The organism is Streptomyces sp. NPDC058457, from assembly GCF_042720695.1.
Classification (GTDB): domain Bacteria; phylum Actinomycetota; class Actinomycetes; order Streptomycetales; family Streptomycetaceae; genus Streptomyces.
On the sequence record NZ_JBHXLU010000066.1, the window covers coordinates 26824 to 46151 of the forward strand.

At 69.1% G+C, this 19328-nt stretch carries 14 protein-coding genes; 12 read left to right on the forward strand and 2 right to left on the reverse strand.

All coding sequences use genetic code 11. The features are described from left to right. Positions 1-7: 7 nt before the first annotated feature. Genes ACFWPS_RS37530 through ACFWPS_RS37540 form a run of 3 tightly spaced genes read left to right on the forward strand, consistent with a single transcriptional unit; the run spans position 8 to position 3542 of the window. Positions 8-952, forward strand: a complete 945-nt coding sequence (locus ACFWPS_RS37530; RefSeq protein WP_383713887.1) for an ABC transporter permease — start codon at positions 8-10, stop codon at positions 950-952. Next, positions 949-2709, forward strand: coding sequence for an ATP-binding cassette domain-containing protein (locus ACFWPS_RS37535; RefSeq protein WP_383713890.1), 1761 nt, complete (start codon positions 949-951; stop codon positions 2707-2709). The genes ACFWPS_RS37530 and ACFWPS_RS37535 overlap by 4 nt, the downstream gene beginning before the upstream one ends. After that, on the forward strand, positions 2706-3542 hold the full coding sequence (locus ACFWPS_RS37540; protein WP_383713893.1) for an ATP-binding cassette domain-containing protein: 837 nt from the start codon (positions 2706-2708) through the stop codon (positions 3540-3542). Before ACFWPS_RS37535 ends, ACFWPS_RS37540 begins: the two co-directional genes overlap by 4 nt. Before the next feature lie 207 nt (positions 3543-3749). Here the strand turns inward: ACFWPS_RS37540 and ACFWPS_RS37545 are convergent, their stop codons facing one another. Together ACFWPS_RS37545 and ACFWPS_RS37550 are read right to left on the reverse strand one after the other, a co-directional pair. Beyond that, on the reverse strand, positions 3750-6416 hold the full coding sequence (locus ACFWPS_RS37545; protein ID WP_383713895.1) for a family 78 glycoside hydrolase catalytic domain: 2667 nt from the start codon (positions 6414-6416) through the stop codon (positions 3750-3752). 22 nt (positions 6417-6438) lie between these two features. Next, positions 6439-7491: a LacI family DNA-binding transcriptional regulator gene (locus tag ACFWPS_RS37550; RefSeq protein WP_383713897.1), complete on the reverse strand. Its 1053-nt coding sequence runs from the start codon at positions 7489-7491 to the stop codon at positions 6439-6441. 349 nt (positions 7492-7840) lie between these two features. On the opposite strand from ACFWPS_RS37550, the gene ACFWPS_RS37555 reads away from it, so the two are divergent. From ACFWPS_RS37555 to ACFWPS_RS37595, 9 genes are all read left to right on the forward strand, one after another. Next, positions 7841-9175: an ABC transporter substrate-binding protein gene (locus ACFWPS_RS37555; RefSeq protein ID WP_383713899.1), complete on the forward strand. Its 1335-nt coding sequence runs from the start codon at positions 7841-7843 to the stop codon at positions 9173-9175. Next, entirely contained in the window at positions 9175-10080 is a 906-nt protein-coding gene (locus ACFWPS_RS37560; protein ID WP_383713901.1) for a carbohydrate ABC transporter permease, read from the forward strand. Before ACFWPS_RS37555 ends, ACFWPS_RS37560 begins: the two co-directional genes overlap by 1 nt. Positions 10081-10238: 158 nt before the next feature. Next, positions 10239-10979, forward strand: a complete 741-nt coding sequence (locus ACFWPS_RS37565) for a carbohydrate ABC transporter permease (protein ID WP_383713904.1) — start codon at positions 10239-10241, stop codon at positions 10977-10979. A 126-nt stretch (positions 10980-11105) separates the two neighbouring features. Beyond that, the gene (locus ACFWPS_RS37570) at positions 11106-13223 is read left to right on the forward strand and encodes a beta-galactosidase (RefSeq protein WP_383713907.1); all 2118 of its coding nucleotides are present in this window, start codon (positions 11106-11108) and stop codon (positions 13221-13223) included. A gap of 111 nt (positions 13224-13334) precedes the next feature. Further along, the gene (locus tag ACFWPS_RS37575) at positions 13335-14750 is read left to right on the forward strand and encodes a glycoside hydrolase family 5 protein (RefSeq protein ID WP_383713909.1); all 1416 of its coding nucleotides are present in this window, start codon (positions 13335-13337) and stop codon (positions 14748-14750) included. A 136-nt stretch (positions 14751-14886) separates the two neighbouring features. After that, positions 14887-16659, forward strand: coding sequence for a family 43 glycosylhydrolase (locus ACFWPS_RS37580; protein ID WP_383713912.1), 1773 nt, complete (start codon positions 14887-14889; stop codon positions 16657-16659). 57 nt (positions 16660-16716) lie between these two features. After that, a complete protein-coding gene (locus ACFWPS_RS37585) occupies positions 16717-16857 on the forward strand; it encodes a hypothetical protein (protein WP_383713914.1) in 141 nt (46 codons plus the stop codon). Between the two features lie 482 nt (positions 16858-17339). Beyond that, entirely contained in the window at positions 17340-18158 is an 819-nt protein-coding gene (locus tag ACFWPS_RS37590; protein ID WP_383713917.1) for a hypothetical protein, read from the forward strand. A gap of 746 nt (positions 18159-18904) precedes the next feature. Continuing rightward, positions 18905-19327 carry a transposase gene (locus ACFWPS_RS37595; protein WP_383713918.1) on the forward strand — a complete coding sequence of 141 codons (423 nt, stop codon included), beginning with the start codon at positions 18905-18907 and terminating at the stop codon, positions 19325-19327. Position 19328 lies beyond the last annotated feature (1 nt).

Below are 19328 nucleotides of genomic sequence, written 5' to 3' on the forward strand. Positions count from 1 at the left end.
GACACCCATGACGCTCTATGTGCTGCGTCGCCTGACCGCGGGCCTCGTGCTCGCGGTCCTGGTGACCATGATCACGTTCCTGCTGCTCAGCACGACCTTCGACGACGTCGCGAGCAGTGTCCTCGGCAACGGCGCCACCCACCGGCAGATCACCGCCCAGAAGGCTCTGATGGGCCTCGACCGGCCGGTGGCCGTCCAGTACGCCGACTGGCTCGCGCACGCCGTCCGGGGCGACCTCGGCACCTCCTACTTCACCAGCGAGCCGGTCCGCTCCGCCATCACCGCCCGGCTCGGCGTCACCCTGTCGATCGTCGTCGTCGCGCTGCTCGCCACCTCGCTCATCAGCGTGGCGCTCGGCGTTGCCGCCGCCGCGCGCGGCGGCGCCGTCGACCGGTTCGCGCAGGGCGCCGCGATGACCGGCTACCTCGTCCCCAGCCTGCTGGTCGCCATCGCGCTGGTCTACGTGTTCGCCATCAAGCTGCATGTCTTCCCGGCCACCGGCTACACGGACTTCAGCGAGAGCCCGACCCGCTGGGCGAGTTCCATCGCCATCCCCGTGGTCGCCCTGATGATGGGCGGGGTCGCCAGTCTCACCTCGCAGATCCGCGGCGCCATGATCGGCGAGCTGCGCAAGGACTACGTGCGCACCCTGCGCACCCGGGGCATCCCGACCCGCTCCATCGTCCTGCGGCACGCCCTGCGCAACGCCGCCGGACCGGCCCTCACCGTGCTGTCCCTGGAGTTCATCCAGATGCTGGGCGGGGCCCTGATCATCGAGCAGATCTTCGCGCTGCCGGGCTTCGGCCAGTACGCGTTCAACGCCTCCCTGCAGGGCGACGTGCCGATCATCATGGGCATCAGCCTCTTCGGTGTGCTCCTCGTCGTGGTCGTCAACCTCGTCGTCGATCTCCTCAACGGCTGGCTCAACCCGAAGGCGAGGACGACCAGTTGACCACCGCGAATACGAACACGCGCCGCCGGTCGACCCTGCGGCGCCTGCTCGGCGACCCCCAGGCCGTCGGCAGCGCGAGCCTGCTCGTCGTCATCGTCCTGCTCGGCCTGCTCGCCCCCGTCCTCACCGAGCACGGTGCCAACCAGGCGAACCTGGACGCCGTCAACGCCGGCCCCGGTGAACACGGTTACCTGCTCGGCGGGGACAAGAGCGGCCGTGACATCTTCGCCGGACTCCTGTACTCCATCGACACCAGCACGGTGTCGGCGCTCATCGGCGCGAGCGTCGCCCTCACGATCGGGATCACGTCCGGGCTGATCGGGGGGTACTTCGGGCGGCGCGTGCGCGGAGTCACCGAGTGGCTGTTCAGCCTGATCATGACGTTCCCCGGGCTGCTCCTGCTCATCATCCTGATGCCGGTGACCAAGGGCGACTACCGGGCCACCATGGTCGTCTTCGGTGTGCTGCTCTCCCCGGGCATCTACCGGCTCGTCCGCAATCTCGTCCTCGGCGTGAAGAACGAGCTGTACGTGGACGCCGCCCGCGTCTCGGGCCTCCCCGACCGGCGCATCCTGCGCCGGCACGTACTCACCGTGGTGCGCGGGCCGGTGATCATCGCCACGGCGTTCCTCGCCGGGTCGTCCATCGCCGTCCAGTCGGGGCTCGCCTTCCTCGGCGTCGGCTCCACCACGGTACCCAGCTTCGGCGCGATGATCTCCGAAGGCTTCACCAACCTGTACGAGGAGCCCCTGCAGTTCCTGTGGCCCAGCATCACGCTCGGCCTCATCACGGCCTCCCTCGTCCTCCTCGGGAACGCGCTGCGGGACGCCCTGGAGGGCGGGCGTCCGAAACCGGCCCGGATCGTCACCGCCACCGCGTACCGGCCGCCCCGCGCCCCCGAGGACACCACGTCCGCCCTCCTCACCATCGACGACCTGGCGATCGCCTACCCCACGCCCACCGGCGAGCTCAAGGAGGTCGTCAGCGGTGTCACGCTCACCGTGGCGGCCGGGGAGACCCTCGGCCTGGTCGGCGAGTCCGGCTCCGGCAAGACACAGACCGCGTTCGCCGCGCTGGGCGTACTGCCGGCGGAGGCCGTCGTCACCCGCGGTTCGATCCGGCTCGACGGCCGGGAGTTGCTCGGCCTGAGCGAGCGCGAACTGCGGGCGGTACGGGGGACGTCCGTCGCCTACGTCCCCCAGGAACCCATGTCCAACCTGGACCCGTCCTGCACGGTGGGCGCCCAGCTCGTCGAGGGCGTGCGCGCGGCGACGCCCATGTCCACGGCGGACGCACGCGAGCGGGTCGTCGCCCTCCTCGCCAGGGTCGGCATCCCCGACCCCGAGCGCACCTTCCGCTCCTACCCGCACCAGATCTCCGGCGGGATGGCACAGCGCGTCCTCATCGCGGGCGCCGTCGCCAGCCGTCCCCTGCTGCTCATCGCCGACGAACCGACCACCGCCCTCGACGTCACCGTCCAGGCGGAGATCCTCGACCTGCTGCGCGACCTGCAGAAGGACCTCGACATGGCCGTACTCCTCGTGACGCACAACTTCGGCGTGGTCGCGGACATCTGCGGCCGCGTTGCCGTCATGCGAGAGGGCACGGTCGTCGAGACCGGCGTGACGGAGGAACTGTTCGCCGCGCCCCGGCACCCGTACACGCGGGGGCTCCTGGACTCGATCCTCGACGAGACGGTCCTGCGCACCGACCCTCCGGCCCCCGCTGCGGACGTTCTCGAAACGGAGACCCGATGACCACCCTGCTGGAGGTCAGCGACCTGCGCATCACCTACCCCGGACGCGGCTTCCGGGCCCGCCCCAACGAGGTTCTGCACGGAGTGTCACTCACCGTGGACCAGGGCGAGACCCTCGGCATCGTCGGCGAGTCCGGCTCCGGCAAAACGACCATCGGCCGGTCCGTGCTCGGCCTCGCCACGCCCAGCGGCGGCACCGTCCGCTTCCGGGGCCACGACATCACCCACGCCGGACGCAAGAAACGCCGCGCCCTCGCCCGCGACATCCAGGTCGTCTTCCAGGACCCGTACTCCTCCCTCAACCCGGCTCTCACCATCGGTGACATCCTCGGCGAGCCACTGGTCGTCCACGGCAGCACGGCAGCCGAGGCCCGGCAACGAGTCGCCGAACTGCTCGACCAGGTGGGGTTGCCGAAGGACGCGTCGCAGCGGCTGCCACGGGAGTTCAGCGGTGGTCAGCGGCAGCGCATCGCGATCGCCCGCGCACTGGCACCCGCCCCGCGCCTCATCGTGTGCGACGAACCCGTCTCCGCACTCGACCTCACCACCCAGGCCCGTGTGCTCGACCTGCTCGTCGGCATCCAGCGCCGCACCGGCGTCGCCTACCTGTTCATCTCTCACGACCTCGCGGTCATCCGGCACGTCAGCCACCGCGTGAGCGTGATCCACCGGGGTGACATCGTCGAGACCGGACCGGCTGGCGCGGTCACCGCGAGCCCCGAACACCCCTACACCCAAAAGCTGTTGCTCGCAGCGCCGGTCGCGGACCCGGCCGAGCAGCGCCGGCGGCGCGAAGCGCGGCAACACCTGTCACGTCCCGTCGTACAACCGTAGGTGTGTCTACGATCCACGAGCCGTCGTCCGTCGGGAACCGAAGAACCGGGAAGAGGATCAGCGTGGCGCCGTGGACGACGGCGCGGGGCAGGACCTGCGGGTCGGTGCTCCCGCCGGCACCTCCGGATCACCGCGACCGGTGGCCGCCGCCACGCTCAAGGCCGCCTTGCCGGGCCGGCAGCACGCCCGACGCCGGTCCCTCCACGTTCACCGCACGCCGACGCGTCGTCGTATCGTGGTCCGCCCCGGCCCCAACTCCGTCTCAACACCGTCAGGAAGGATGACGGTGGCGGTGGAAGTGGGCGGGACATCGACGCTGACGTGGAGTTCGTCGCCCTCGGTGCGCCATTCCACCGCGATGGTGCCGCGCGGGCTGTCGAAGGTGCCGCGCGCCCAGTCGACCGACGCGTGGGGTACGGGCGCGACGACGAACCGCTCCCAGGCCACCGAGTTCTCGGCCTGCCGCAGTCCGAGGGTGTGGGTGTGCAGGAAGCTGATGACGGCGCCCTTGCTGTAGTGGTTGAGGGAGTCGCGGGCGACGCCACTCTCGTCCACGCCGTCCCAGTCCTCCCAGACCGTGGTGGCACCGCGGTCCAGCATGCCGAGCCACGACGGTGAGGTGCGCTGGAGGAGCACCCGGTAGGCGAGGTCGGCGTGACCGGTGTCGGTGAGGACGGGCAGCAGGTGTGCGGTGGAGAGGAATCCGGTGCCCAGATGTGTGCCGGCCGCCTCGATGAGCGCGGCCAGTCGCGCGGCCACGGCGTCGCGCAGCTGGTCGGGCGCCAGGCCGTAGGCGAGGGCGCGGACGTAACTCGCCTGGGTGTCGACGGTGGTACGGCCACTGTCGTCGAGGAACTCCGTCCGCCAGGCTTCCATGATCCGCTCCGCCAGCCGGGTGTAGCGGACGGCGTCGGTCTCGCGGTCCAGGACCCGGGCGATCCTGGCGAGGGTGCTGGTCGAGCGGTACAGGAACGCGGTACCGACCTCGCCCTTGTCGGTCTTCATCCAGGCCTCGGGCTCGTCGTCCGCCGGTTCGATGAGCGAGCCGTCCGCGGCGCGGGGCTTGGGCTCGCACCACTCACCCCAGTGGAAGGAGCCGTCCCAGATGAACTCCTCGTGCGGCAGAGGCTCGGCCGAGCGGGCCACCCGGGAAGGGTGGCGGGCGGTGCGGGCGGTGGCCAGCGCCCACTCGAGCCAGCGGACCATCGCGTCCCAGTTCTCGTCGAGCACCCGGCGGTCTCCGTATGTCTCGTACAGCTCCCACGGCACCAGCACGATGGCGTCGCCCCAGCCGGCGGAGCCCGTCATCATGTCCAGCCGCTGATCGCCGCGGAGCTTGATGCGCCGTCCGTCCGGGGAGAAATTGGCGATACGCCCGTCGTCCAGTTGGTCGTCGCGGACCGAACGCAGCCACTTGCGGCTGAACCCGGACACGTCGTAGAGACGCGTGGCGCTCGGGAGAAAGACCTGGTAGTCGCCGGTCCAGCCGATGCGCTCGCGGGTGGGACAGTCGGTGGGCACGTCGACGGCGTTGCCTCTGAAGCTCCAGCGTGCGACCTCGTGCAGACGGTTGAGGTCCTGGTGGGAGCAGGCGAAGGTGCCGGTCGGGCGCAGGTCGGTGTGGACCACCCGCATGGCAAGGCTCGACGAGTCCAGCGGCACCTCGCCGCGCTCCAGGCGGGCGTAACGGAAACCGTGCACGGTGTGACGGGGCTCGAAGGCCTCGCCCGCGGCGCCGGAGGAGACGACTTCGTCGTGCTGGACGAAGACGGTCACCGGATCGCCCGGTCGCTGGATGTCGAGGTGGGAGGTGGTCAGGTCGCCGGTGACGGGGTCGAGGTGTTCGCCGTGGTCGATCACCGTGCGGGTACCGGCCGGGCCGAGGTCGGTGAGGACGATCCAGCCGGAGGCGTTCTGGCCGAAGTCGGCGACCCAGGCGCCGTCCGGCAGTCGGGTGAGCGAGACGGCTGGGCGGTCCTCGATGCGGCGCACGGGCGGGGCCGGGGACCAGTCGATCGGGGGCGCGGTGACGGCGTCCACGAGTACCGGCCGCCGGGGCCCGTACGGGAGGGTGAAGTCGGTGACCTGGCCGTCCATCAGATCGGCCCGGGTGATGCGGCTCGGGGCGGAGGTCCAGCGCTCGTCGGAGCGTACGACCTGACGCGTCCCGTCGGCGTGCTCCAGATGCAACTCCAGCCGCACGGCCAGCAGTTCACCCCAGCCGGCCGGCTTGCGGAAGGCGCCGACCCGGCCGCGGTACCAGCCGTCGGACAGCACGACCTCGATGGTGTTGGCGCCGGGGCGGACGGACGCGGTGACGTCGGCGGCCTGGGCGTACAGAGTACGGTCGTACGACGTCGAGCCCGGCGCGAGTTCGGCGGTTCCCGCGCGCTCGCCGTTGACGAACGCCTCGTACACACCGAGAGCCGTCGAGTAGAGGCGCGCGCGGACCGTCTCGGTGGTGGTGAAGGTGGCACGCAGAACGTGCGCGGGACGGGTGCCGGGCGGGCGATGGGCGGCCTGCGGATCGTCCGCCGGAGTGATCCAGTGCGCCGTCCAGTCCTCGTCGAGCAGCCCGGCCTCGAAGTCGTTCCAGGCGCTCCACTCGGAGACCTGAATGTCGGCACGGGTACGCACCCGCCACCGTACGCGCTCGCCGCTGTGCAGGGGATTGGACGGCCAGTCGACGTACAACTGACCGCTGTTGGTGGCGGTTTGGGCGGGTCGGCCGTCGACGTGGATCTCCAGCTCGTGGCCGGTCCAGGCCGTGGTGCCCGTCGGTGGCTTCCACGACAGCCGCGGACGGCTTCCGGAGACCGGGAACCGGTCGCCGCCGAAGTCGATGGTGAGATCGTACGGAGCAAGCGTGGCCATCGTCTCCATCCCCGTGGGCCGACTAATCGCCTTCACCCACATCGGTCGTCGCGCGCACCTGTCGCGTCGAGTCCCGGACCACCAGTCTCGTGGCCAGTTCGACGTGGTGGGAGTCGATGTCCTCCGCGGCGGCCAGACGCAGAGCGGTGCGCAACGCGACGGCCCCCATCTCGGGGACAGGGCCGTGGATCGTGGTCAGCGCGGGTGAGATCACCTGGGCCAGCGGGGTGTTGTCGAAGCCGACGACGCTGAGGTCGTCGGGTACGCGCAGGCCTCGCCGCCGAGCCGCTTCGATGAGCCCGGCGGCCAGTTCGTCCGAGGCGGCGAACACCGCGGTCGGCGCGGGATCCATGGCCAGCAGCCGTCCGCCGTGCTCGACGCCCTCCGCCGCGTGGAAGGTGCCGGCGTGACGGATCAGTTCGCCCGGTACCGGCGCGCCGGCCGCCTCCATCGCACTGCGAAACCCGTGCAGTCGGGCCTGGTTGGACCAGGCGTGCTCGGTGCCGCCGAGAAAGGCGATCCGGCGATGACCGAGGGAGAGCAGATGTGTGGCGGCGGTGTGACCGCCGGCGAAGTTGGTCGCACCGACGCTGACGATCGAGCCGTCGGGCAACGACTCCGGGTCGAGCAACACCACCGGCAGCCGAACCCGGTTCAGGGCTTCGATGATCGGGGGCGACAAGGTGTTCGCCGTCACCGTGATGACCGCGCGGCGACCGGCAGCGGCCAGGCCGCGGGCCCAGGCGGCAGGGTCGGCCGCCGGGTCGAGGTCGCCACGTCTGCTGACCACCACTGCGACGCCCTCACGGGCCCCGGCGTCCACCACGCTCTGGATGAGCTCGGTGTGGTAGATGCTGAGCCGCTCGAAGCCGAAGAACAGTTCCACGGTGGGGTGCGCGCGCAGATCGTCGCGGTTGCCGCCGTAGTTGTGCTGGCGCATCAGGTCCATGACCAGGTCGCGGGTCTGCTGGGCCACGTCGGGGCGCCCGTTGATGACCTTGGAGACGGTGGCCACCGAGACGCCGGCCTGCCGGGCGATCTGCGCCAGTGTCACTCGGTTGGAAACGGATGCCATGGTTCCCCCTGATGACGATTCGGGCTGAGTATTCCTCGTGGGTAGCACATTAACACCGAAACTTTTTTCGTAACATCAACTGGCCAGCAGGCGCCCTGAGCTGGGAGAAAAAGTCGCGCCCGAAGGGTTGACGAAGGTCATCACCCTCCCTAGCGTTCACCGTCAGCAAGCGATCCAGGAAAACAGTTTCGATCAATTGCGCATTTATTTTTCGAACCGCGCTGCGCGAGCCAGTAGCGCCGCCGTTCTCTTTCGCCCGGCCGACCCACCGAGCAACCACGCTCCGCGTCGGAACGGATCACCTGGCACCCCGACACCTCAGTCAGCGACCCATCGAGGAGGACTCGCAATGAGGCGAGACCACATTGCGGCGGCAGCTTCGCCGACCGGCCCCACCTTTCTGTCCCGGCGCGGCTTCCTCCTGGGAGCGATCGGTACCGGCATCGCCACCACCTCGCTGGCGGCCTGCGGTTCCGGCCAGTCGGCCGGATCGGGCGACTCGGAGATCGTGTTCATGAACCAGTCCCGCGGCCAGGCCGCGGCCTTGGCAGCGCTGGCCAAGCAGTACACGAAGCAGACCGGCGTGAAGATCAGGATCGACGACGTCGGCCCCACCGACTTCCTGACCAAGCTCCAGTCGAGCTCCCAGTCCCGCGACATGCCGGACATCTACTCGGCGGTCGACTCCTTCTCCATGGCGCCGTACTACAAGGCCGGTTGGGCCATGGACCTCACCGACCGGATGAAGTCCGGCTGGGGCGACACCTTCCGGCCCACCACGCTCAAGACGTCGACCTTCACGGCGGACAACCCGCAGGGAGTGAAGCCGGGCATCTACAGCGCCCACTGGGAGGCCCCCGCGCTGGGCATCTTCGTCAACTCCGCGATGTTCAAGGCCGCCGGCCTGGACCCGGACCAGCCGCCGGCCGGCATGAGCGAGTTCATCGACCAACTCGTGAAGATCAAGAAGTCCGGGAAGGGCCCCTTCTGGTTCGCGACCAGCCTGGTGAACCAGCTGGTCCAGGGGTACGCGTCCAACTACCTCACCGACGATGAGCTGAACGCCACCTTCATCGGCAAGTCCAGCTGGAAGAGCGACAGCTGGCGCAAGAGCCTGCAGATCCTGGTCGACCTGCGGGACGCCGGCGTCATCGCCACAGGCTCGCTTCCCTCCGGGAACAACGACAACCCCACCGTCGAGAAAGCCTTCTTCAACACCCAGGGCGTCGCGGCCGTCTTCGACGGCACCTCGGCCGTCGGTGTGGCCCGAGCGACCGCCCCGGACTTCACGGACTTCCGCTCCTTCCCGCTCCCCAAGGCCGACGACGGCACGCAGGATCCGCGGCTGGTCGCCGGTGCCGCCAAGGGCGCCGCGATCAACCCCAGAAGCAAGAACGCGGCCAAGGCGCTGAAGTTCGTCCAGTGGCTGACCGAGCCGGCCCAGCAGACGGCCTTCGCCCAGAAAGTGCCGCTCATACCCTCCGCGCGCGCGGTGTCCGATAAGCACATCCCGCAGCAGCTGGCCGGTATCGCCGCGAAGATCTCCGATGTCCAGCTCGTCCAGAACCAGATGCGGCAGCAGGTCATCACCGCCCTGCAGAAGGGAGCTCAGGCCATCGTGCTCAAGGAGCGCACGGTGGACCAGGTTCTCGGTGACCTCGACGCGGCGCAGCGGAGCGCGTAATGAGGCGCCGCACTCGGGTGCTGGCCGCCTGTCTCTTCCTGGCGCCGGCTCTGGCCGTGATCGCCGTGTTCACGGTGGTCCCTTTCGTTCAGGGCATCCTGCTGAGCTTCCAGTCCTGGGACGGGGTGAGCCTGGACACGCCGTTCGTCGGCCTCGCCAACTACCGCCAGGTGATGCACGACACCGGGTTCTGGGACTCGATGAAGAACGCCGTCGTCTTCGGCGCCGTAGGGCTGGTCGTCGCCAACGCGGTGTCGATGGTCATGGCCCTGGCCGTGCACCGCGCCCGCCGCGGATCGGCGTTCTTCCGCACCGTCTACTACCTGCCCGGGGTGTTCTCCACGGTGGTGGTGGGCGTGATGTTCTCGTGGTTCCTCGACCCGAACATCGGAATCGTCAATCAGACGCTGAAGACCCTCGGCCTCGGCGGTCTCCAGCACAACTGGCTGGGTGATCCCAAGACGGCCCTGATCGCAGTGGCCGTCGTGTTCACCTGGTACCACTGGGGATTCGGATTCATCCTCTTTCTCGCCGGCCGACAGGACGTGCCCAAGGAGCTGTACGAAGCCGCGTCGCTGGACGGGGCACGGGGCTGGGCCCAGTTCCGCCACATCACCTGGCCCGGGATGTCCCATGTCACCGGCATCGTCAGCGTGCTGACCCTGCTGAGCGGCCTGCAGATCTTCGGCACGGTGCAGGTGCTGACCAACGGCGGCCCCGCCGGTCACACCGAGGTCCCCACCCTGCACATCTACCAACAGGCCTTCCAGTACAACGAGTACGGCCCCGCCGCCGCGATGTCGGTCATCTTCGGGGTGTGCCTGGTCGTCCTCGCCTGCGTCCAGCTGTGGGTCTCCCGCAGGCTCGGCGGAAGCACGGACTCCCCCGCGCAGAAGGGCAATTGAGGGTGAACACGCTTCTCGATGCGGCACCGAGGGCAAAGACGGCAACGGCGCCGACGCGGGGCACTCGACAACGCCGGATCCGACAGCGCGGCCCGCGAGTCGCGCTGTACGCCCTGCTGATCGCAGGGGCGCTGGAAGCGCTGTTGCCGGTGCTGTGGATGCTGAGCGGATCCCTGCAGAGCGCCAAGCAGCTGTACAAGGGAACCGACCCCGTCCCGCACCCCTTCGAGTGGGGCAACTTCGCAACCGCGTGGAACGAGGGCGGTTTCAGCCAGTACCTGCCCAACAGCCTCCTCTACACGACGGCCGCGGTCCTCGGCATCCTGATCATCTCGAGCCTGGCCGGGTACGCGCTGGCACGCATCGAGTTCCCCGGCCGGGGCGTCGTCGTGGCCGCCATTCTCATCATCATGATCATCCCGCTGCCGGCCTCGTTCATCGCCCAGTACAAGCTGATGATCACGCTGGGCCTGGCCAACACCCGCATCGGCTACATCCTCGTCCTCATCGCCGGCGGGCTGCCGATCTCCATCCTGATCATGCGCGGGTTCTTCGCCGGTCAGCCCAGGGAACTGGAGGAGGCCGCCGCCATCGACGGCGCCTCTCTGCTCGGCACCTTCTGGCGGATCATCCTCCCCCTCGCCAAGCCCGGCCTGGTCGCGGTGGCCGTCATCCAGGCCATGCAGGTGTGGAACGAGTACCTCATGGGCCTGGTGCTGTTCAACGACAGCTCGCTGATGCCGGTGCAACGCGGGCTCACCAACTTCGTCTCGGCGGAGTCCCCGCAACAGCAGATCCTGCTCGCCGCCTCCCTCATCGCCGTGCTCCCGATCGTCGTCTTCTACGCGATCGCGCAGCGCCACATCATCAGCGGACTGTCGGCGGGAGCACTCAAGTGACCCCGGCTCCCCGCCGACCGGCTCGCCACTGCCGATCGCCTGTCCAGTCGGGGCCCGCCTGCCTGCGAAGGGGCCCTCAAGCAGTCATGCATCGTCAACCCTGCCTGTCCCCAGGAGGTTTGTTCCATGGCGGTCCTGCCCGCCCGCGTCCTTTTCGGCGCCGCGTACTACCACGAGTACCGGCCTCCCTACGGCACCGAATCGGCCGAGGAGCAGCTCAAGAGCGACCTCGACCTGATGGCCGAAGCGCACTTCACCGTCATCCGGGTCGGTGAGTCCGTATGGTCGACCTGGGAACCGGAGAACGACGCCTTCGACCTCGACTGGCTCCAGCCGGTCCTCGACGGCGCCCACGAACGCGGCATCTCCGTCATCCTGGGCACCCCGACCTACGCGGTTCCGCCGTGGCTGGCGCGACAGTACCCGGAAATCGCGGGTGAGCGGCGGACAGGCGAGCGCATCCCCTGGGGCGCCCGCCAGGAGGTCGACTACACCCACCCCGCATTCCGCTTCCACGCCGAACGGGTGATCCGCCGGATCCTCGCCCGCTACGCCCGCCACCCGGCCGTGATCGGCTTCCAGGTGGACAACGAGCCCGGCCTGGAGCTCTTCCACAACCACGGCGTCTTCCAGCGCTTCACCGACCACCTGCGCCACAGGTACGGCGACGTGGAGACCCTCAACCGCGAGTGGGGCCTGGTCTACTGGTCGCACCGACTGACCACGTGGGCCGACCTGTGGACGCCGGACGGCAACAGCCAGCCGCAGTACGACGTCGCCTGGCGGGAGTTCCAGGCCGCCCTGACCACCGAGTTCGTCGCCTGGCAGGCCGGTATCGTACGCGAGTACGCCCTGCCCGAGCAGTTCGTCACCACGTGCCTCTCGTATCCCCGCCCCGGGGTGGAGGACCACGAGCTGAACGAGGCACTGGACATCGCCGCGGGCAACCCCTACTACGGGATGCAGGACGCCCTGTCGTACAGCGCGCGGGCCTGGGCGGTCTCCCAGCTCGGGGACTGGATGTACGCCTCCCGCCAGGCCCCGTTCCTGGTCACCGAGACCAACGCCGGCACCATCGGCCCCGCCTGGGACAACCGTCCCGCCTACGACGGCCAGTGGCGCCAGGCCGCGTGGGCGCTGGTCACGCGCGGGGCCCGGATGATCGAGTACTGGCACTGGCACACCCTGCACTTCGGCACCGAGACCTACGTGGGCGGCATCCTCCCGCACAGCGGCAGAGCCGGTCGGATCTACGACGAACTGGCCCGCCTGGGAGCCGAGTTCGAGACCGCGGGCCCCCTGGTCGCCGGCCTCGAACCGGACGCGGACCTCACCATGGTCTACTCGACGCCGAGCAAGTGGCTGATGCAGAAGTACCCGCCACTGGGCAGCGACGGCGGGCCCGACCCGAACGCGTATCACGGCATCTTCGACCCTTTCTACCGGGGTGCCTTCCAGGAGGGCCGCCAGGTCCGCATCGTGCACGCCCGCCAGCTCCACGACCCGAGCGGTGAACGCACCGGCCCGAGCCCCGAGGAATCAGCACGCCGCCACCCCGTCCTGGTCGTCCCGGCCCTGTACCTGGCCGCCGACACCACGCTGGACTGGCTGGCCGCGTACGCGCACGCGGGCGGACACCTGGTACTCGGACCACGAACCGGCTACGCCGACCACGAGGCCCGGGCCCGCCAGGAGCCGGCACCCGGGCGGCTCGTCGCGGCCGCCGGCGCGAGCTACGAGGAATTCAGCAACCTGACCTCCGACATCCCGCTGCTCGCGGCGCCGGGCAGCCCCCTGCAGGTGCCGGAACGGGCCACGGCCACCCGCTGGATCGACGGACTCACCGTCCTGGACGCCGAGGTCCTCGCCACATACGACCACCCGCACTTCGGCCGCTGGCCCGCCGTCACGACCCGCCGCCACGGCGCGGGCCGGGTCACCTGCGTCGGCACGGTTCCCGGCGACGATCTCGCCCGGGCGCTGGCCAAGTGGCTGGCGCCCACCCCGCGCAGCGGCTGGCGGGACCTCCCGCCCTCGGTCACCGCCGCCACCGGTACGTCCGCGGACGGACGCCGTGTCCACGTCGTGCACAACTGGAGCTGGGACCCCGCTCACGTCACCGTACCCGTGGCGCTGTGCAACGTGCTGGACGGCACGGCCGTCCCCGCCGGCACGGCACTGCACCTGGGCGCCTGGGACGTACGCATCCTCGTCACCGCCGACGACGAAGCCGCCTCAGCCTGAGAAGACGACTTCGTGCCCTCTCCGTCCTGCTGTACACACGTCGCCGCATCCGCCGATCGCCATGATCGCCACGAACTCCGCCCGTCCTCAACCGCGAAGGGCCCCGCCCGTATGGCCACCCCACCCCCTTTCACGCGTTCCTCCGGCACAGTCGCGAACCCGCTGCTCGGAGTCTCCGGCACCCGGATCGAGACCTCCGACGGCACCCCGGTACGACTCCGTGGCGCGGGGCTCGGCGGCTGGATGAACATGGAGAACTTCATCACCGGGTTTCCGGGCAACGAGGCCGCGACGCGGTCCGCAATGCGGGAGGTGCTCGGGGAACGTCGCTACGAACTCTTCTTCGACCGGTTCCTGACCGTCTTCTTCGACGAGGCCGACGCCGCGCTGCTCGCAGGCAAAGGCGTCAACTGCCTCCGCCTGCCGGTGAACTACCGCCACTTCGAGGACGACGCCCGCCCCTTCGAGATCCGGGAGGAGGGCTTCGCCCATCTCGACCGTGTGGTGGACCTGTGCGCGCGGCACGGCATCTACACGATCATCGACCTGCACTCCCTGCCCGGCTACCAGAACCACCAGTGGCACTCCGACAACCCCACGCACCTTGCCCTCTTCTGGGCCCACCCGCACTTCCAGGACCGGGTGGTGCGCCTGTGGGAGGTCATCGCCGACCGCTACAAGGACAACCCGTGGGTGGCGGGCTACAACCCGGTCAACGAGCCCGCCGACGACTCCGGACAGGTGCTGCCCGCCTTCTACGACCGCCTCGCGGGCGCGATCCGCGCGGTCGACCCGCGCCACATCCTCTTCCTCGACGGCAACCACTACTCAACCGACTTCGCCGTCTTCGGCGAGCCCATCGAGAACGCCGTCTACACCTGCCACGACTACGCCCGCGCCGGCTTCGCCCGCAGCGGCGGCTACCCCGGAGACACAGACGGCACCTGGATCGACAAGGAACAGGTCGAAGAGGCTTTCCTGCGCCGCACGGCCTATATGCGCAAGACCAACACCCCGGTCTGGGTCGGTGAGTTCGGGCCGGTGTACACCGGAGACCCGGCGCGCGACGAGCAGAGTGCCCGACTGCTCGCCGACCAGCTGGAGATATACCGACGACATGAGGCGAGCTGGTCCATCTGGACCTACAAGGACGTCGGCCTGCAAGGACTCGTCCACATCGCGCCCGGCAGCGCCTACCACCGGCACTTCGCCGGGTTCATGGCGAAGAAGCACCGCCTGGGCGCGGAGGCCTGGAGTTCCCCGGACGGCGAGATCCGCGAGCTGGCCAAGCCGCTCGAACAACTCATCACCACCGAGTTCCCGGGCTTCTCCGGCAAGCCGTTCAGCACCCGTCAGTGGCTGGACGTCCTCCTGCGGCACATCCTGCTGGGCCAGCCGCTGGTCCAGGAGTACGCCGAACTCTTCCGGGGCCTCGGCGACGACGACGTCCTCGCCCTGGCCGACTCCTTCGCGCTGGAACAGTGCGTACAGCGCGACCGGCTCCTGGACCTGCTCGCCGGCGGATGAAGGGCGGGCCCGACCCGGCGCGCGCTGTCTTCCGGGCCCCGCGCGGCCACCAGGCCGTACAAGCAGGCCCGAACCGACGTCACCCACGCCGGGCCGGATTCACCATTCTCTGCCCACCGACCCCGGAGACCGACTGATGCACTCCGCCCGACGTGTGATCTGCAATCCCCTCGACCTCGCTTACCGCTACCAGGACATCCGCACCTCCAGCAGCGCCGACCGCACGAAGAGCAGTGAGCCGCGGCGCTCCGTCCACCGGGAGGCCGCGGACCCCTCCATCGTGCTGTACCAAGGCCACTTCTATATGTTCGCGTCGATGTCGGCCGGGTTCTGGCACTCGGAGGATCTACTGCGGTGGGAGTACCGCGCGACCTCCAAGCTGCCCGCCCTGGACTACGCTCCGGATGTCCGGGAGGTCGATGGAGCCCTGTACATCAGCGCGTCCAGGAGAAAGGACAACTGCCCCTTCTTCCGCAGCGTGGACCCGTTGGCCGACGACTTCGTCGAGGTCACGCCAGGCACCTTCCCCTTCTGGGACCCGAACCTGTTCCAGGACGACGACGGCGCCGTCTACCTCTACTGGGGCTGTGACAACCACACCCCCCTCTACGGGGTGCGCCTCTCGGACACCCTCGAGGCTGTCGGCCAACCAGTACCGCTGATCCGGGCCGACGCCGCGGCCCACGGCTGGGAACAGGTCGGCGAGGACTACGGCGCCACACCGACGCCCCCCGGTCAGGAGGAACTCCTCGCCCGGCTCGACGGCAACCCGTATATCGAGGGCGCGTGGATGACCAAGCACGACGGAACCTACTATCTGCAGTACGCGGCCCCCGGCACGCAACTCAACACCTACGCCGACGGGTATTACACGGCCTCATCTCCTCTGGGCCCGTTCGAGTACTCGCTCGACAGCCCGTTCTCGTCGACACCCGGCGGTTTCATCACCGGGGCAGGCCATGGGAGCACCTTCCAGGACCGTCACGGAAACTGGTGGCACGCGGCGACCATGCGCATCTCGGTGAACGACGACTTCGAGCGGCGTATCGGGATCTTCCCTGCCGGATTCGACCAGGACGGCGTGCTGTTCTGCAACCAGAACTTCGCCGACTACCCCTTCACCGTCCCCGACGGCCCCTTCGACCCGTGGACGCCGCCGGCCTGGATGCTGCTGTCCTACAAGGCGCATGCGACAGCCTCGTCCTCAGCCCCTGGCCACACCCCGGCGTCGGCGGTCGACGAGGACATCCGCACCTGGTGGGCGGCGGCCGGCCGCGAGCCTGGCGAATCCCTGACCGTCGACCTCGGCGCGTGCAAGACCGTACACGCGGTGCAGGTCAACCTGGCGGATCACGGACTGGGCGACGTGGTCCCCCTGGGCTGCGAAGGCGCAGACTGGAACGACCACATCTGGCGCGGCATCCTTCCCAGCCACCAGCCGGCGGAGACGGTGGTGGAGATCTCTCAGGACGGGCAGCAGTGGACTGTCCTGCGCGACTCCCGGGGAGCGGACACCGATGCTCCACACGCGTTCATCGTGCTCGATTCCCCCCTTCGCGCCCGATTCGTCCGGATCACCAGTGGCCGTATGCCGTTCGACGGTGTCTTCGCGGTCAGCGGTGTACGGGTCTTCGGGATCGGTGACGGCGCGGCTCCGCGCTCTGTCCGCGCCAAGGCCAGCCGGACAGACGGGCGCACCGCCAGGATCGAGTGGGACGCCGTCACCGGAGCCACCGGCTACAACATCCGTTACGGCCGCCATCCGGAGAAGCTCTACCACAGCTGGCTGATACACGAGCGGACCTCGCTCGACCTGCGCTCGCTCAATTCTGACGCACAGTACTGGGTGGCGGTGGACGCGTTCGGCGAAGGTGGCATCACACCTGGCACTGCAGTGCGAGTGAGGTGATCGCAGGCAGCGCGCGACGAGCCTGCCGCCCGGCGTGATCCTGACGGCAAGGCGGTCGTGTACGTCGTAGACGACGGCGACGCCCGGGCCTGCCTCGCCGCGGCCGGGGCCGAGCTGGGCGCCGAGACCCTGATGTCCGTGATCGAGCCAGACCCGATCGGCCGACGGGGCGTACCCGCGACGACGTCGCCCGCATGATGCTGGGACGGCCCTGGTCCTGCTGTTCCCGTTCTTTGAGCCAAAGGGCGACTCGCGCCCGCTCATCCATACCGCCGGGGTGACCCTTGCGTACCGGCGTCGGTGGCGCGGCATGTCCAGCGCCCGGTTGAGTCGCCGTCCATCCAGTAGGGCACACGCCTCTAGGCGGTCACGGCCGCGTTTACGAGCGGCCCTGTCGGCGGCGGCCTGTGCTCGTGCCTATGTTCCGGGTTCCGACCAATGACAGGTTCCACGGTGCCGTCGTGGGCAGGACAGCACCGTCGAGGGGCGCGGCCGTCGCAGGTGGCATAGTGCAGTCGTGACGATCGTGTGCGGCCAGACGGCGTGTGACCAGCGTTCTCGCTTTACCCGCCTCAGGCACCCCGCCCAGCCAGGGCTCTCGCTCGCGGTTCTCAGTCGTTCCCTCGGACACAGCCCTCCGCGCGGGTTGGGCCCCGAACAGCAAGGACAAGGGCGCCACGGTGGGCTACCGGTACCGCCCGCAGTACTTCGGCGAGATCTGGAAACCAGGAGAGCCCTCGCGGATCTTTCCTATCGTCTCCCGCGGAAACCATGGCACGGCGACCACCTCCTACGGCCAACTCGCTGACGCCTCTGCCTACATAGAGGGAGTCCACGTCGGCGCCTACGACGAGACTCCCGGCCTGGTCTTCAGTACGCGGCTGCCGCTGGATGAGGCGCTCACCGTGCACGCTCTCAAGGCCGAAGGCTCGGACGGCTGGCTGTCCGGTACAAGCACTACCCCGCTCGGGAGCCTGAACACACTGCTCCAGGACGAGGCATGGCCTCCAGGCATTCACCCACCGGCCGAAAATGGCAAAGGGCCGTCCGCGGAACCCGGCATTCACGTCACCGAGGAAATCACCGGGTGGTTCCAGCGAGTCCTCGCACGCACATCCGCCGCGGGGCTCACCGCCTTCGCCGGCGACGGGAACTCCACCACCCCGTACCTCACTACCCGCCAGGGATGCCGCCGCTTTTCTGCCGGCATCGCCCACGCGGCCACCGACAGCGTCCAGGACGTCAAATACAGTCTGCTCGGCATCCCGTTCGTCGGCACCGACCACATCTTCCGACTCAATGGAACACGCGTGGAGGCATTCTCCGGAGTCCACGCCGATCTCTTCGGCCACCTGAGCCACGGCCGCCTGGAGCAGTACCGCGGAGATGTCTACGCTCTGCGCTCCGCGTGGCCTTCGGACACGTGGGACGAGAAGTGGGACGGTCCCGTCTCGATACACCAGGACGGCTCCGTCCTGGCCATTCACCTGCTGCCCTGACGAATGGTGCGCCGCCAAGTGGACCAGTATCTTCCGGTGGTCATAGCGGGGCACGCAAAACGGGTGGCAGCAACTGCCGACGGCTTTCTGCCCCGCCCCTCGGCAGTAACTTTCTGCGATCACTTGATCCGCCGGAGCAGCTTCTCTGGCACGCCCCACCGACCACGCGCGGGGCCGTTCCCTGGGGAGAATTTTCAAGCGCAAGGACTGGCTCTGAGCAACCGGCTGCTGAGGACCGACGCCGGGGCCGCGAGGGAGCCGAGGTGGTCGCCAGAAGGGCCGCCAAAGCCGCTGGGGAGAATCCGGGGAGAACGAGATGTACTCCATGTCGGCCGGTTCTCCCCGCCGCGGGCCAACGGTCTTGCCGAAACTTGGGGCATCAGCATCAAAGGCAGACGCCGAGCATCACGGAGGGTAAGCGCACTTCGGGACCGGAACGCCGAAGACAGAGCGGGAACTTCTTCCTCTCCTGGTCATCCTCCGGACCGCCTCAGGGGAGCTCCACCTCGATGGCGGGGCACTCGAGGAAATACTCCGCCGAGGCCGAGGCCACTGAGGGAGACACGTCGAGATCGCGCGTCGGCCTGCGCCGTCAGGACGGTGAACACCGTCTGCCACATGCCGTCGATCGCCCACGCCCGCAGCCGGTTGTCCACGCCCTTCCACGAACCGTACGTCTCAGGCAGATCCTCCCCCGGCGAGCCGGGGACACCCGCACCCGGCTCGCGGCCTCCTCCGGCAAGGGTGTGGCCACGGTCCACCGCTGCGTCCGCGAGGCCGTGGGCCCCCTGGCCACGCTGGTTCCCACACTTCAACAGGCCCTCGATCGCGCGGCATCCGAGGCGTTCGTGATCCTGGACGACACCCGGCTGCCCAGTGACCGGATCGCCACCGGCCGGCCCTTCCACTCGGGCAGGCACCGCAAGCACGGCATGCATGTCCAAGCCCTCGCCGACCCGTTCGGCCGCCTGCTGCGGGCCTACGCCGCACTGCCCGGAACCGGGAACGACATCAAGGCGGCCCGCACTCACCGCATCATCGACGCCTTGGGCGAGGCCGGTCTGACCTGCGAGAGCAACTGGCATACAGAGAGGGAAAGTTCACCAAACACCTCTAGTGGATCCTGGACACCGGACGTCGTGCTCGCAGGCCTCGTGGTCCCCCGGTAGG

Excerpts from the sequence above, each read along its gene's own strand:
- ACFWPS_RS37530 (WP_383713887.1), top strand. The coding sequence starts at position 8 with ATGACGCTCTATGTGCTGCGTCGCCTGACCGCGGGCCTCGTGCTCGCG.
- ACFWPS_RS37540 (WP_383713893.1), top strand. The coding sequence starts at position 2,706 with ATGACCACCCTGCTGGAGGTCAGCGACCTGCGCATCACCTACCCCGGA.
- ACFWPS_RS37545 (WP_383713895.1), bottom strand. The coding sequence starts at position 6,416 with ATGGCCACGCTTGCTCCGTACGATCTCACCATCGACTTCGGCGGCGAC.
- ACFWPS_RS37550 (WP_383713897.1), bottom strand. The coding sequence starts at position 7,491 with ATGGCATCCGTTTCCAACCGAGTGACACTGGCGCAGATCGCCCGGCAG.
- ACFWPS_RS37555 (WP_383713899.1), top strand. The coding sequence starts at position 7,841 with ATGAGGCGAGACCACATTGCGGCGGCAGCTTCGCCGACCGGCCCCACC.
- ACFWPS_RS37560 (WP_383713901.1), top strand. The coding sequence starts at position 9,175 with ATGAGGCGCCGCACTCGGGTGCTGGCCGCCTGTCTCTTCCTGGCGCCG.
- ACFWPS_RS37565 (WP_383713904.1), top strand. The coding sequence starts at position 10,239 with ATGCTGAGCGGATCCCTGCAGAGCGCCAAGCAGCTGTACAAGGGAACC.
- ACFWPS_RS37570 (WP_383713907.1), top strand. The coding sequence starts at position 11,106 with ATGGCGGTCCTGCCCGCCCGCGTCCTTTTCGGCGCCGCGTACTACCAC.
- ACFWPS_RS37575 (WP_383713909.1), top strand. The coding sequence starts at position 13,335 with ATGGCCACCCCACCCCCTTTCACGCGTTCCTCCGGCACAGTCGCGAAC.
- ACFWPS_RS37580 (WP_383713912.1), top strand. The coding sequence starts at position 14,887 with ATGCACTCCGCCCGACGTGTGATCTGCAATCCCCTCGACCTCGCTTAC.